The organism is Azospirillum sp. INR13, assembly GCF_015390205.1.
In the GTDB taxonomy this organism is placed as follows: Bacteria; Pseudomonadota; Alphaproteobacteria; order Azospirillales; family Azospirillaceae; genus Azospirillum.
In genome coordinates, this window is record NZ_VUOI01000043.1 from 1 (window position 1) to 13,980 (window position 13,980).

Sequence of the window (13,980 nt, forward strand, 5' to 3'; positions counted from 1 at the left end):
GTGACGGAAGGCGCAGAGGGCGGGAGGATTCCCTCTCCGGCCCGGGAGAGGGAGCCTTGCCCTGCTTCCCACACGGAAGAGGGGCCTCTGCCATATACCGTTTCCTACCCCATTCCATTGACCTGCGGACGGCGGTTCTGCATGGTGCGCCGTTTCGCGGCGCCTCATCCGGCGACCGCGCAACCATCGTTGCCGACGCCGCACCGCGCCCGATTCCGCAGGAAACGCCAGATGTCCGCTGCCTCCGCCCAGCCCTCCCTCACGATGGCCAGCGCGATCCGCGCGCTCTCCATGGACGCGGTCGAGGCCGCGAAGTCCGGCCACCCCGGCATGCCGATGGGCATGGCCGACGTCGCCACGGTCCTGTTTCACCAGTTCCTGAAGTTCGATCCGAAGAACCCGTCCTGGCCCGACCGCGACCGCTTCGTGCTGTCGGCCGGCCACGGTTCGATGCTGATCTACTCGCTGGCCTACCTGACCGGCTACGAGCGGATGACCATCGACGAGATCAAGAACTTCCGCCAGCTGGGCAGCCTGACCCCCGGCCACCCGGAAGTCGATCCCAGCCTGGGCATCGAGATGACCACCGGTCCGCTGGGCCAGGGCGTCTCCACCGCGGTCGGCATGGCGCTGGCGGAGCGGATCACCAACGCCCGCTTCGGCGACGAGCTGATCGACCACTACACCTACGTCATCGCCTCGGACGGCGACCTGATGGAGGGCGTCAGCCACGAGGCCTGCTCGCTGGCCGGCCATCTCGGGCTGAACCGCCTGATCGTGCTGTGGGACGACAACCACATCTCCATCGACGGCTCGACCGATCTCAGCTTCACCGACGATACCCAGGCGCGCTTCCGCTCCTACGGCTGGAACACCATCGCCGTCGACGGCCACGACACCGACGCGGTGACGAAGGCCATCGCCCAGGCCCGGACCTCCACCGACAAGCCGACGCTGATCGCCTGCCGCACCATCATCGGCAAGGGCGCGCCGAACAAGGCCAACACCCACGGCTGCCACGGCTCGCCGCTGGGCGCCGACGAGGTCGCCGCGACCCGCGAGGCCATCGGCTGGACCCATGAGGCCTTCGTCATTCCCGACGAGGTGCTGGCCGCCTGGCGCGCCGCGGGCACCCGCAGCACCGACGCCTACGCCGCCTGGGCCGGCCGCCGCGCCGGCCTGACCGAGGGTGCCGGCAAGGCGTTCGACGAGGCCTTCGGCCGCGGCGTTCCCTCCGCCCTGACCGACGCCATCGTCGCCTTCAAGGAGAAGGTCAGCGCCGAAAAGCCGAGCTGGGCGACCCGCGTCGCGTCCGGCAACACGCTGGAGGTTCTGGTCCCGGCCATCCCGGAGATGATCGGCGGTTCCGCCGACCTGACCCCGTCGAACAACACCAAGGTCAAGAACACCGCCGACGTGAAGGGCAAGGGCGAGTTCGCCGGCCGCTACGTCCGCTACGGCGTGCGTGAGCACGGCATGGCGACGCTGATGAACGGCATGACGCTGCACGGCGGCGTCATCCCCTACGGCGGCACCTTCATGCAGTTCGCCGACTACTGCCGCCCGTCGATCCGTCTGGCCGCGCTGATGAAGCAGCGCACCATCTTCGTGATGACCCACGACTCGATCGGTCTCGGCGAAGACGGCCCGACCCACCAGCCGGTGGAACATCTGGCGGCGCTGCGCGCCATCCCGAACCTGCTGGTCCTCCGCCCGGCCGACGCGGTCGAGACCGCCGAGTGCTGGCAGATCGCGCTGGAGGCCACCGGCGCCCCGTCGGTCCTGGCGCTGACCCGCCAGAACGTGCCCACCCTGCGCACCGAGCACACCGCCGACAACCTGTCGGCCCGCGGCGCCTATGTCCTGGCCGAGGCCGAGGGCGAGCGCAAGGCGACGATCCTCGCCACCGGTTCGGAAGTGTCGCTGGCGATGGAGGCCCGCAAGGCCCTGCAGGCCCAGGGCATCGGCACCGCCGTTGTGTCTATGCCGAGTTGGGAACTGTTCGAGCGTCAGGACGATGCGTACAAGGCATCGGTGCTCGGCACCGGCGTGCGCGTCGGCGTCGAGGCGGCGATCCGTCTGGGCTGGGACCGCTGGCTGGGCGCGAACGGCGCCTTCGTCGGCATGGCCGGCTTCGGCGAATCGGCGCCCTACCAGGAACTGTACAAGCACTTCGGCATCACCGCCGAAGCGGTCGTGGACGCCGTTAAGGCGCGCCTCTAAGGGCGCGTCTCTGAGAGAAGCCGAAGGGGCGTCCAGCCGAATTCGGGCGCCCCATATCCAACTGGAGGAAGTCATGGCTGTACGGGTAGCGATCAACGGTTTTGGCCGCATCGGCCGTCTGGTTCTGCGCGCCATCTACGAGAGCGGCCGCAAGGACGTGGAGGTCGTGGCGATCAACGACCTGGCCGATCTGAAGGCCAACGCGCACCTGCTGAAGTACGACAGCGTCCACGGCCGCTTCCCCGGCACCATCGAAACCGGCGACGGTGTCCTGATCGTCAACGGCCACTCCATCAAGGTCGTGCAGGAGCGTGACCCGGCCAAGCTGCCGTGGAAGGATCTGGGCGTCCAGATCGCCATGGAATGCTCGGGCATCTTCACCAAGCGCGCCGATGCCGCCAAGCATCTGGAAGCCGGCGCCGAGAAGGTGCTGATCTCCGCTCCGGCCACCGACGAGGACATCACCGTCGTCTACGGCGTCAACCACGACAAGCTGACCGCCGAGCACCGAATCGTCTCCAACGCCTCCTGCACCACCAACTGCCTGGCGCCGGTCGCGCATGTCCTCCACAACCTGGTGGGCATCGAGAAGGGCTTCATGACGACGATCCACTCCTACACGGGTGACCAGCGGATCGTCGACACCAACCACAAGGACCTGCACCGCGCCCGCGCCGCGGCCCTGAACATGATCCCGACCTCCACCGGTGCGGCCAAGGCCGTCGGCAAGGTTCTGCCGGAACTGAAGGGCAAGCTGGACGGCACCGCCATGCGCGTTCCGACCCCGAACGTGTCGGTCGTCGACTTCAAGTTCACCGCCGGCCGCACCACCTCGGTCGAGGAGATCACCACGGCGATCAGCGACGCCGCCAACGGCCCGCTGAAGGGCGTGCTGGGCGCCTACACGGAAGATCTGGTTTCGACCGACTTCAACCACGACCCGCACAGCTCGATCTTCGCGCTGAACGAGACCAAGGTCATCGACGGCAACTTCGTCCGCATCATGACCTGGTACGACAACGAGTGGGGCTTCTCCAACCGCATGAGCGACACCGCCGTCGCCATGGCGAACGCCAAGTAAGCCTCGCCGGACCAAGAAAAGGGCGCCTTCCGCAAGGGAGGCGCCCTTTTTTGTTGCGAGAATACGGCTGTTACGCCGCCCGAACCGTCGCCAGGAAGGTCCCGACCTGGGCGTTCAGCCCGGCGGCCTCGTCGGACAGCTTGCCCAGCGCCTCCACCAGCTCGCGGGCGGTGCGGCCGCTCTCGTCCGATTCGGCGGTGACGCCGGAGATGCTCGACGACACCTCCCCCGTTCCGGCCGCGGCTTGCTGGACCGAGCGGGAGATCTCCGCGGTGGCGGCGTTCTGCTGGTCCACCGCCGCGGAAATCGTCGTGGCGATGGCGCTCAGCCGCTCGATGACGGCGGACACCTTCTGGATCTCCGTCACCGCCAGACCGGTCACCGACTGGATGCCGCTCATCTGGCCGCCGATCTCGTCGGTCGCCTTCGCCGTCTGGTTGGCCAGCGCCTTCACCTCGCTGGCGACGACGGCGAAGCCCTTCCCCGCCTCGCCGGCCCGCGCCGCCTCGATGGTGGCGTTGAGCGCCAGCAGATTGGTCTGGCCGGCGATGGAGTTGATCAGCCCGACCACGGTGCCGATCCGCTCCACCGCTTCCGCAAGGCTGCCGATGCGGCCGGTCGCCTCCTGCGCCATGCCGACGGCCTCGTTGGCGACGCGGCTCGCCTCCGACACCTGCCGGCCGATCTCGACGATGGAGCTGGACAGCTGTTCCGACGCCGCGGCCACGGTCTGCACGTTGGCGGCTGTGCCGTCGCTGGCGCTGGCCACCAGCCCGGCGAGTTGGCTGGTCTGCTCGGCCGCGTGCGACATCGCCCGCACCTTCTGCCCCAGCGCGTCGGTGGTGGTGGAAACCGAGCGGATCATGCCACCGACCGTTCCTTCGAATCGGGCGGCCAGCCGGTCCATCGCCTGCCGCTTGTCCTCCTCGGCCCGGCGGGCGGCCTCGGCCTGTTCGGCCTCCAGGCGCCGGCTCGCCTCGGCGTTCAGCTTGAACACCTCCACGGCGCGGCCCATGTCGCCCAGTTCGTCGCGGCTGCCGGTCTCGGGAACGGCGGCCGACAGGTTGCCGTCGGCGAGGCTGCGCATGCTGTCGGACAGTCGGCGGATGCGCCGGCTGATGGAGTTGCCGACCAGCGCGATCAGCGCCACCACCGGCAGGGCCAGCCCGCCGACGATGGCCGCCATGGTCCACAGGCTGCGCATGAAACGGGCGTCCAGGTCGTCGATGTAGACGCCGGTGCCGATGATCACCTGCCACGGCTCGAACATCTTGACGTAGCTGAGCTTTGGCAGCGGCTGGTCGCCGCCGGCCTTGGGATAGCTGTAGCCGACGAACCCCTCGCCCTTGTTGCGGGCGGTGTCGACCATCTCGCGGGAGAAGAAGACGCCGTTGGCATCCTTCATGTCGCGCTGGTCCTTGCCGATCACGTCGGGGCGGACCGGGTGGATGACTGCCTGGTAAGCGGTGCCGAGGACGAAGATATAGTCCTTGCCGTTGTAGAACATCGTATTGATGTTCGCCTTGAACCGCTCGAACGCCTGTTCGCGGGTCAGGCGTCCGGCCTTCACCTCGGCGTCGTAGCCGGCGGCGAGCCCATGGGCGGTCTGCACGACGGAGCGCAGCGTCTCCTTGCGGTCCTCCAGCGTGCTGCGCTGGTTCAGCCACAATGCCGAGGCGGCGAGCGCGATGCATATGGCGCCGGCCAGCCCGACCAGCGCCCACAGCTTCGCCCGCAGGGTGAGTTTCAGTCCGCTCATCGGAATCCCCCTTTATCCTTTGGGGGGATATGAGCAAGTGCAATGCCAGTCGAGCAAGAGGAACATGCCAATGCATCTCAACGCATGCGCGCAGTCCCCGCCCGCAGCCCGAATGCCAAATGCCAAGCGGCCGGACCGGCGCAGGCAATCGGCATCGCATTTTGCGAATTTTCAGCCCGCCTTCACCTTCGCCACTCCGGCCGCCCGCCCCAGGCATTCGGCGATCCAGGCGGAAAGGCTCTTGCCCTCGTGCGCGGCGCAGTCGGCAATGGCCCGATGCAGGATGGGATTGATGCGGATGGAGAGACGGCCGGAAAAGGGCTGCTCCCCATCGCCGCCCATATCGCAGGACAGGTCGAGATAATCGTCCACCGCACGGCGGAAGGACTCGCGCAGTTCGTCCACAGACCGGCCGGAAAAGGTGATGCCGTCGTGGGTGTTGATGACCTCGCCGACGAAGACGCCCGCGTCGTTGTCGAAGTCGATCTGGGCCTTGTAACCCTTGTATTCCATCATCGCGGCATTCCCGGGGGATCGATTCCCATGAAACGGACCCGGCGCGCTGGCACCCTGTCCCCAGAGATTGGGTCCGATATGACCGACCATACTCCGGACCGCGATCATAGGGTTTGACCTGCCTCAATTCTCACAACCGCTGGATCACGACCCGCCGGATCTCCGATTCGCCCGTTCCGGCCACTGTTGGCCGCGGGTAAAGTGCGCCGCCCTTCCCAGCTGCCGCGACATGCCGATGACCGTCCCTCCGCCCTTCCGCCCCATCCTGATTCGCGGCCTGGACGACGCCTTGCTGGCCGCCGGCGCAGCCGACTCGGCCGGGACGCCCCTCGTGCTGATGGGTCCGCCGGCGGCCGGCGCCCTGTGGCTGCGCGGGGTGGTGGAGCGGGTCCGCAAGGCGCACCCGGGGCTGGAGGTCGCCGGCCTGCTCGATTGCGGCGACCGCGCCGGCGAGGCGCAAGGGGCATTGGCGGCCGGGCTGCGGCTGGTCCTGTTCACCGGCCGACCCGAGATGGCGGATCGGCTCGCCGCTATCGCCGCCGCCCGCGGCGCGGCGCTGCTGACCCACCGTCCGCCCGCCCTCGACCTCGCCGCCCGGTCCCCCGCCGCCCGGCCCCTCGCCGAAGGTCGGAGCCGGCACTGCGCGGCCGCGCTGGAGGCCCTATGCCGCGACTGGCTGAAACGCGACCAAGGTTAGGGCGGGACTACCGCTTTTTCGCACAGCCTCGCCGCGCAAAGGTGGTGTACCGTCGCCTAAGGATATTTTTGTGACACGACACCCTCCCTCCGATGCCGGAAGAGCCGCCCATGAGCATCACCTCGCTGACCACGCCGGACTCGACGATCGCGCAACCTCGCCGTCCGGGGCACGCCGTAAGCGGCCGGCCGGCGGACCGGAGCGGACTGGGGGCCACCGGTCCCGGCGCCGGGCCGGAGAAGATGCGCGGCATCCGCCTGCTGGCGGTCTGGATCGGGTTGACGACGGGCGCCTGGGCGGTGCTGGGCGGCGCCGGCTATGGGTTGTACATCGCACTGCACACCCTTCTGCCCTAACCCCTTTGTGGGTGCCGCGCCCGCCCTGCGGACTTGGCCCATCCACAGGCCCTAGGCCGTTCAGACGTGGCAAATGGCCGCTTTATGCCCCTCCCGCCGTTGCAAAACGGCCAAATACGGGCTAAGTACGGCGCCATTCCAAGAATGCCCCAGGGAAGAGCCACAATGAAGCTCACGCGCCGCGTCAAAGACATTCTCGCCAACTACGAGAGCGACAATCCCGGCACCAAGGCGAACCTCGCCCGCATCCTGATGGAAGGCAAGCTCGGCGGCACCGGCAAGCTGGTGATCCTGCCGGTCGACCAGGGCTTCGAGCACGGGCCCGCCCGCAGCTTCGGCCCGAACGATGCCGGCTATGACCCGCACTACCACTACCAGCTGGCCATCGACGCCGGCTGCAACGCCTATGCCGCCCCCCTGGGCTCGCTGGAAGCCGGCGCCGGCACATTCGCCGGCTCGATCCCGCTGATCTTGAAGATGAACAGCGCCAACTCGCTGTCCACCCAGAAGGAAGCCGCCGACCAGGCCGTCACCGCCTCGGTCCAGGACGCCCTGCGCCTCGGCTGCTCGGCCATCGGCTTCACGATTTATCCCGGCTCCGACGCCATGTACTCCCAGTACGAGGAGTTCCGCGAGCTGTCGAAGGAGGCGAAGTCCTACGGCCTCGCCACCGTCCTGTGGTCCTACCCGCGCGGCGGCGCCGTCACCAAGGACGGCGAGCTGGCCATCGACGTGATCGGCTATGCCGCCCACATGGCCGCTCTGCTGGGCGCCCACATCATCAAGGTGAAGCTGCCCTCGGCCACGCTGGAGCAGGCCGAAGCCAAGAAGATCTACGAGTCCAAGAACATCCCGATCGCCACCCAGGCGGAGCGGGTGAAGCACATCATGCAGTGCACCTTCAACGGTCGCCGCATCGTGGTCTTCTCCGGCGGCGCCACCAAGGGCGAGGACGCGGTGTTCGAGGACGCCCGCGCCATCCGTGACGGCGGCGGCAACGGCTCGATCATCGGCCGCAATGCCTTCCAGCGCCCGCGCGAGGATGCCTCAAGCTGCTCGACCGGATCATGAAGATCTACCAGGGCCGGGAGTAACACTTGGCCAAGGGAAAGCCGGCGCAGGCGGAACTTCCCGCCTGCCGTCTGTACCTCGTGACGCCGCCGGCCCTGGAGCCGGCGGCGTTCGCGCCGCTTCTGCGGGAAGCGCTGGATGCCGGCGACGTCGCTTGCGTGCAGCTGCGCCTCAAGGACTGTTCCGAGGACGACATCCGTCGCGCCTGCGACCTGCTGCGCCCGATCGCGCAGGAGCGTGACGTCGCCTTCATCCTCAACGACCATCCGCGCCTTGCGCGGGAGACCGGCTGCGACGGCGTCCATGTCGGGCAGCAGGACACTCCCTATCGCGACGCCCGCAAGATTATGGGCAACGACGCCATCGTCGGCGTCACCTGCCATGACAGCCGCCATCTCGCCATGATCGCCGGCGAGGAGGGGGCCGACTACGTCGCCTTCGGCGCCTTCTTCCCCACCGCCACCAAGACGGCCGAGTACAAGGCGGAGCCGGAGCTGCTGAGCTGGTGGTCGGAGCTGATGGAGGTCCCCTGCGTGGCGATCGGCGGCATCACCGCCAAGAATTGCGCGCCGCTGGTCACGGCCGGCGCCGATTTCCTGGCCGTCGTCAACGCCGTCTGGAACCATCCCCAGGGTCCGGGCGCCGGAGTCCGGGCGCTGAACGCCGCCATTGAGGCCTCCACTGGGGCCGCACTCGCCGGCTGAACCGGCAGATTACCTGGACTTCCCCAAAATCATGGATCTTCTGACGCCCGAGTCGCTGGGCATCCTGTTCGCCATCGGCCTGCTGGCCGGCTTCGTCGATTCCATCGCCGGCGGCGGCGGCCTGCTGACCATCCCCGCCCTGCTGGCCGCCGGCCTGTCACCCGCCGAGGCACTGGCCACCGGCAAGCTGCAATCCAGCTTCGGATCTCTCTCGGCCACCATCAAGTTCGTCCGCCGCGGCGAGGTCAACCCCGCCTCGATGCGCATGATGATCGTCTGCACCTTCGTCGGCGCCGGCGCCGGCGCAACGCTGGTGCAGATGCTCGATCCCAGCTTCCTGCGCGACGTCATCCCGATCCTGCTGATCGGCATCGCCGTCTATCTGCTGGTCTCGCCCAAGGCCGGCGACGTCGACGCCCACCAGCGCATCGGCGAGCATGCCTTCGCGCTCAGCATCGGCACCGGCATCGGCTTCTACGACGGTTTCTTCGGGCCGGGGACCGGTACCTTCTTCGCCATCGCCTTCGTCTCGCTGCTGGGCCACAACCTGCGCAAGGCGACCGCCCACACCAAGGTGCTGAACCTGACCAGCAACGTGGCCTCGCTGCTGTTCTTCATCGTCGGCGGCCATGTGCTGTGGACAATCGGGTTGCTGATGGGCGTCGGCCAGTATATCGGCGCCCAGCTCGGCGCCCACATGGTGATCCGCAACGGCGCCCGAGTCGTCCGTCCGATGCTGGTCGTCGCCTCCATCGTCATCACCGCCAAGCTGGTGTGGAGCGACGAGCACAACATCCTGCGCGAGATCTTCGCCGCCGCGGTCGCCTGGGTCGCCTGACGCGCCGGGCTTCGCCGGCACTTTTTCTCCACTGAAATCACTGGATAATTCCGCCGCCTGACGGCGCCACGGCCGGAGCCTGCGCTTCCGCCGGTGGTGCCGCCTTGCGGCTATTTCCCTTTTCCGACTTCCGAAACCGATGCAGGGCCGCAACACTGCTTGTGCGGCCAACAAAAAGTGGTGGGCGACCCTTTACGTAAGCGTCAGTTTGTGTATCATTGCGTCAACAACACAATTTAGGGAAGGAACCATGTCTCCGATGACGCTCAAGACACGCCTGATGACCGCCGCTGCCGCCCTTGCGGTGACCGCACCGATCGCGACCGCCTCCACGTCGTTCGCCGCCGGTTTCGCGTTGAAGGAGCAGAGCGTATCGGGCCAGGGCACCGCCTTTGCCGGCGTGACCGCCGGCGGCAACGGCGACGCCAGCTCCATGTATTACAATCCGGCGACCATGGGTCTGGTCACGGGGATCGAGGCGGTGCAGACCGCCACCGGCGTCATCGTGAAGTCGAAGGTCGAAAGCGCCAGCGCCACCCGCGCCGGGCGGCTGGGCGGCACCGCGATCGGCGGCAACGCCTCGCCCGGCGACATCGCGCAGGACGCCATCGTCCCCGCCGGCTATTTCGTCTATTCGATCAACGACGACCTGAAGGTCGGCCTGTCGGCCAACGGCCCCTGGGGCCTCGTCACCGATTACGGCGACAGCTGGATCGGCCGCTATCACGGCATCCGGTCGGACCTGCGCACCTACAATTTCGTGCCGACGGTCTCGTACCGGATCAACCCGATGATCACCATCGGCGGCGGCGTGCAGATCCAGTACGCCAAGGCCAAGCTGTCGCAGTCATCCGACTTCGGCGCCAGCCGGCTGGGCCGTCCGGGCGCGCTGGACGTCAAGAGCGACGTGACCGGCGACGACTGGGGCTGGGGTGTCTCGCTGGGCGCCTTGATCGAACCGATGAAGGGCACGCGGATCGGTATCGGCTACCGGTCAGCGGTCAAGCACACGCTGACCGGCAACATTTCCTTCACCGGATTGCCGCCGGCGCTGGCGGGCGCCCTACCCTCCCAGAGCGCCAACGCCGACCTGATCACGCCGGAGATCGCCTCAATCGGCCTGTACCACGAGGTGAACGACCGCTGGGCGGTAATGGCCGACGTCCAATGGACCAACTGGTCGCGCTTCAAGGAACTGCGCGTCAACATCGCCAACCCGGCGCTCACCTCCGTCACGGAAGAGCACTGGAAGGACACTTGGTACTATGCGCTGGGCACCTCCTACAAGGTGACCGACAAGCTGACGCTGCGCGGCGGCGTCGCCTTCGACAAGAGTGCGGTCGATGTCGAATTCCGCACGCCGCGCATTCCGGAGCAGAACCGCTACTGGCTGTCTGTCGGCGCCGGCTATCAGGTGACCGACAGCCTGCGCGTCGACGCCGCCTACTCCCACGTCTTCGTGCCGAAGGCCTCGGTCAACCTGACCGACGACCTGACCGGTGCCGAGGCCGGCCGCGGCAATCTGACCGCGGAGTACAAGAACGGCATCGACCTGATCGGCCTGCAGGCGAAGTTCACGTTCTGAGCAATCCTACCCTCTCCCGCCCCGGGAGAGGGAGGGACCCGCCGAAGGCGGGAGGGTGAGGGGTGATCCGGACATGGATTTTCGATGCTCGGATCACCCCTCACCCTTCCCAAGCTCCGCTTGGGCCCCTTCCCTCTCCCGGGACGGGAGAGGGAGCGGTCTCCCCCCTACACCCCCGCCACCGGCAGCCACAGCACCTGTTCGATGCTCTCGGCCCCGCTGCACAGCATCGCCAGCCGGTCGAAGCCCATGGCGATACCGCTGCTCTGCGGCATGCCATGCTCCAGCGCGGCGAGGAAATCCTCATCCACCGGGAAGCGCTCGCCATAGAGCCGCTCCTTCAGTGTCATGTCGGCCTCGAAGCGGGCGCGCTGTATCGCCGGATCGGTCAACTCGCCGAAGGCGTTCGCCAGTTCCAGGCCGCAGGCATACAGCTCGAACCGTTCCGCCAGCCGCGGGTCCTCGGGCTTCGGCCGCGACAGCGCCGCCATGCACAGCGGATAGTCGGTCAGCACGCAGGGCACGCCATCGCCCAGATGCGGCTCGATCCGGTCGAACATGATGCGGAAGACGATGTCCTCCCAGCGGTCGCCGCGATGGGGCGCGATGCCGATGCGCGCGGCCTCCGCCGCCAGTGCCGCCGGGTCGGGATCGTGGCTGCCGTCATAGGTCGCCATCAGGTCGATGCCGGCATACTCCCGAAACGCATCCGGCACGGTCAGCACTCGCCACGGCGCGAACGGATCGCAGCTCATGCCGCGGAACGTGAAGCACCGCCGCCCGCCGGCGTCCGCCCCGGCACGCAGCAACTCCCGGCAATCCTCGATCAGGGTGCGGTAGCCGTCGCCCGCGCGATACCATTCCAGCATCGAGAATTCCGGTGCGTGGGTGCCCGACCGTTCGCCGTTGCGGTAGACATGCGCCAGTTGCCACAGCCGCGGCACGCCCGCGACCAGCAGCTTCTTCATGGCGAATTCAGGGCTGGTGTGCAGGTAGAGCGGCCGGCGGTCGTCCGGATGGGGGCCTTGCAGTTCGGTGGCGAAGGCCTGGAGATGCGGCTCCATCCCCGGCGACACCTGCAGGGCGGGCGTGTCCACCTCGACGAAGGCAAGTTCCTCGAACACGCGGCGGACGGCGTTCAGCACCCGGCCGCGCGCCGCCAGATAGGGCCGGCGCCGGGCCAGCGCCTCGGGATGCCAGGGAGGAAGCTCGGGGGATCGGTGGGCGGGCATGCGGCGCGCTCTTCTGCAAAGTCGAAAGGGGTGCGGGCGCATCAGAGCACCCACGGGCGGCGTACTCAAGCCGGCTCGCCATTGGTCACAGCCCCCTGCTCCCGGTTCGCGGTTTTGCCGCCCCCGCTTACCGCCGGCTGACGCGCCGTGGTAAACTCCACCGATCAACGGCCGGTGGTGGCGATCGCGGGGAATGGAACAGTGAACAAGGGCCGCAAAACCGTTTCAAACGTCGCATTGCTGGAGCAATTCCAAACTGGCTGCGCCGATTCGCCGAAGAATCGTCCGTCAATCGCCTGGATCGCGCGCCATTACCGTTCCGCGCCGTTGCCTATGGGCGGTCAAGCTGGTAGGGTCCGCGCCGCCCTGATTCTGGAATTCACGAGTACGCCATGAAGGTCAATGCCAACACGATGCGCCCCGGCCATGTGCTGGAGCACAACGGTAAGCTCTGGGTCATCACCAAAACCGCCATCGTGCAGCCTGGCAAGGGCGGCGCCTTCATCCAGCTGGAAATGAAGGACGTTCGCACCGGCAACAAGTCGATCGAGCGGTTCCGCACCCAGGAGACCGTTGAGCGCGCTCGCCTGGACGAGCATGAGATGACCTTCCTCTTCGCCGAAGGTGACAGCTTCACCTTCATGGACAAGGAAAGCTTCGAGCAGGTCGCCATCCCGCGCGACATCATCGGCGAGCCGGCCGTCTTCCTTCAGGACGGCATGGAAGTCACGGTGCAAAGCCACGAAGGCTCGCCGCTGGGCGTCGAGATCCCCGGCAAGGTCACGCTGAAGATCACCGAATCCGACCCGGTGGTGAAGGGCCAGACGGCCTCGTCCTCCTACAAGCCGGCCAAGCTGGAGAACGGCGTGTCGATCCTGGTTCCGCCGCACATCGAGGCCGGGACCCGCGTCGTCGTCGACACCGCCACCGGCGAATACGTCGAGCGCGCGAAGGACTGATCCTTCCAAGGTCCGTCCTGCCATCACCGGTCTTCGCCATGCGCGGAGGCCGGTGTATTGTTTTCTGGTTCCTGCACAAAACGGTACACCAACACCCATGGCCACCCGCTCCGCTCTCATCAACGTCATGGTCCGCGCCGCCGAAAAGGCCGCCCGCGGTCTCGTCCGCGACTTCGGCGAGGTCGAACACCTCCAGGTGTCGCGCAAGGGGCCGGCCGACTTCGTGTCCGCCGCCGACCTGAAGGCCGAACGCACCCTGCGCGAGGAACTGCAGAAGGCGCGGCCCGAATTCGGCTTCCTGATGGAGGAGAGCGGCGCGTCCAAGGGCAGCGACGCCGAGGCGCGCTGGATCGTCGATCCGCTCGACGGCACCACCAACTTCCTGCACGGCCTGCCGCACTGGGCGATCTCCATCGCCGCCGAGCGCAACGGCGAGATCGTCGCCGGCGTCATCTACGCCCCCATCGGCGACCAGCTGTTCTGGGCCGAGAAGGGTGCCGGCGCCTTCGTCAACCACACCCGCCTGCGCGTTTCCGAACGCCGCCGGCTGGAAGACTGCGTTCTGGCCACCGGCATTCCCTTCAAGGGCCGCGGCGACCATGCCGCCTTCCTGAAGGAACAGGAGGCGGTGATGAAGGAGGTCGCGGGCATTCGCCGCTTCGGCGCCGCCTCGCTCGACCTCGCCTACACCGCCGCCGGCCGATTCGACGCCTATTGGGAGCGCGGGCTGGCTCCGTGGGATTGTGCGGCCGGCGTGCTGATGGTCACCGAGGCCGGCGGCTTCGTCGGCGAGATCGAGGGTGGCCGCAACCCGGTGTTCACCGGCAACGTGCTGGCCGCCAACAGCCACCTCCAGGTCCCGGTCGCCCCGCCTGCTGAAGTCCGCCAAGGGCTGAGCCCGTCGCCCGCACCGGCCCGTCCGCCCTGCCCCGCACCAGGGCGGGACGGATGAGCGGTTG

At 67.7% G+C, this 13,980-nt stretch carries 13 protein-coding genes and 1 pseudogene; 11 read left to right on the forward strand and 3 right to left on the reverse strand.

Features of this window, described 5'->3' with window-relative positions; genetic code table 11:
* Positions 1-231: 231 nt before the first annotated feature.
* Together tkt and gap are read left to right on the forward strand one after the other, a co-directional pair.
* Positions 232-2,223, forward strand: coding sequence for a transketolase (tkt, locus tag F1643_RS19970; RefSeq protein ID WP_194915007.1), 1,992 nt, complete (start codon positions 232-234; stop codon positions 2,221-2,223).
* Between the two features lie 73 nt (positions 2,224-2,296).
* Positions 2,297-3,304, forward strand: a complete 1,008-nt coding sequence (gap, locus tag F1643_RS19975; RefSeq protein WP_194915009.1) for a type I glyceraldehyde-3-phosphate dehydrogenase — start codon at positions 2,297-2,299, stop codon at positions 3,302-3,304.
* Positions 3,305-3,374: 70 nt separating this feature from the next.
* On the opposite strand, the gene F1643_RS19980 is transcribed toward gap, so the two are convergent.
* Both F1643_RS19980 and F1643_RS19985 read right to left on the reverse strand, forming a co-directional pair.
* A complete protein-coding gene (locus F1643_RS19980) occupies positions 3,375-5,063 on the reverse strand; it encodes a methyl-accepting chemotaxis protein (RefSeq protein ID WP_194915011.1) in 1,689 nt (562 codons plus the stop codon).
* Positions 5,064-5,234: 171 nt separating this feature from the next.
* Positions 5,235-5,579: a type II toxin-antitoxin system HicB family antitoxin gene (locus tag F1643_RS19985; RefSeq protein WP_194915013.1), complete on the reverse strand. Its 345-nt coding sequence runs from the start codon at positions 5,577-5,579 to the stop codon at positions 5,235-5,237.
* Positions 5,580-5,814: 235 nt separating this feature from the next.
* Between F1643_RS19985 and F1643_RS19990 the strand changes: the two genes are divergently transcribed.
* From F1643_RS19990 to F1643_RS20015, 6 genes and pseudogenes are all read left to right on the forward strand, one after another.
* Positions 5,815-6,276 (forward strand): hypothetical protein, encoded by a 462-nt coding sequence (locus F1643_RS19990; protein ID WP_194915014.1) that lies wholly within the window; start codon positions 5,815-5,817, stop codon positions 6,274-6,276.
* A 110-nt stretch (positions 6,277-6,386) separates the two neighbouring features.
* A complete protein-coding gene (locus tag F1643_RS19995; RefSeq protein WP_194915015.1) occupies positions 6,387-6,632 on the forward strand; it encodes a hypothetical protein in 246 nt (81 codons plus the stop codon).
* Positions 6,633-6,797: 165 nt separating this feature from the next.
* Positions 6,798-7,726: pseudogene (locus F1643_RS20000) on the forward strand (class I fructose-bisphosphate aldolase).
* Between the two features lie 3 nt (positions 7,727-7,729).
* A complete protein-coding gene (gene thiE, locus F1643_RS20005) occupies positions 7,730-8,407 on the forward strand; it encodes a thiamine phosphate synthase (protein ID WP_194915016.1) in 678 nt (225 codons plus the stop codon).
* 31 nt (positions 8,408-8,438) lie between these two features.
* Positions 8,439-9,245 (forward strand): TSUP family transporter, encoded by an 807-nt coding sequence (locus tag F1643_RS20010; RefSeq protein WP_194915017.1) that lies wholly within the window; start codon positions 8,439-8,441, stop codon positions 9,243-9,245.
* A gap of 259 nt (positions 9,246-9,504) precedes the next feature.
* Positions 9,505-10,830, forward strand: coding sequence for an OmpP1/FadL family transporter (locus tag F1643_RS20015; RefSeq protein ID WP_255543102.1), 1,326 nt, complete (start codon positions 9,505-9,507; stop codon positions 10,828-10,830).
* 167 nt (positions 10,831-10,997) lie between these two features.
* Here the strand turns inward: F1643_RS20015 and epmA are convergent, their stop codons facing one another.
* Positions 10,998-12,062, reverse strand: a complete 1,065-nt coding sequence (epmA, locus tag F1643_RS20020) for an EF-P lysine aminoacylase EpmA (RefSeq protein WP_194915019.1) — start codon at positions 12,060-12,062, stop codon at positions 10,998-11,000.
* 147 nt (positions 12,063-12,209) lie between these two features.
* On the opposite strand from epmA, the gene F1643_RS20025 reads away from it, so the two are divergent.
* From F1643_RS20025 to F1643_RS20035, 3 genes are all read left to right on the forward strand, one after another.
* Positions 12,210-12,458 carry a hypothetical protein gene (locus F1643_RS20025; protein WP_194915020.1) on the forward strand — a complete coding sequence of 83 codons (249 nt, stop codon included), beginning with the start codon at positions 12,210-12,212 and terminating at the stop codon, positions 12,456-12,458.
* Entirely contained in the window at positions 12,455-13,021 is a 567-nt protein-coding gene (gene efp, locus F1643_RS20030) for an elongation factor P (protein WP_194915021.1), read from the forward strand. The genes F1643_RS20025 and efp overlap by 4 nt, the downstream gene beginning before the upstream one ends.
* 97 nt (positions 13,022-13,118) lie before the next feature.
* Complete coding sequence (locus tag F1643_RS20035; protein WP_194915022.1) at positions 13,119-13,973, forward strand: inositol monophosphatase family protein; 855 nt, start codon at positions 13,119-13,121, stop codon at positions 13,971-13,973.
* Positions 13,974-13,980: the final 7 nt, after the last annotated feature.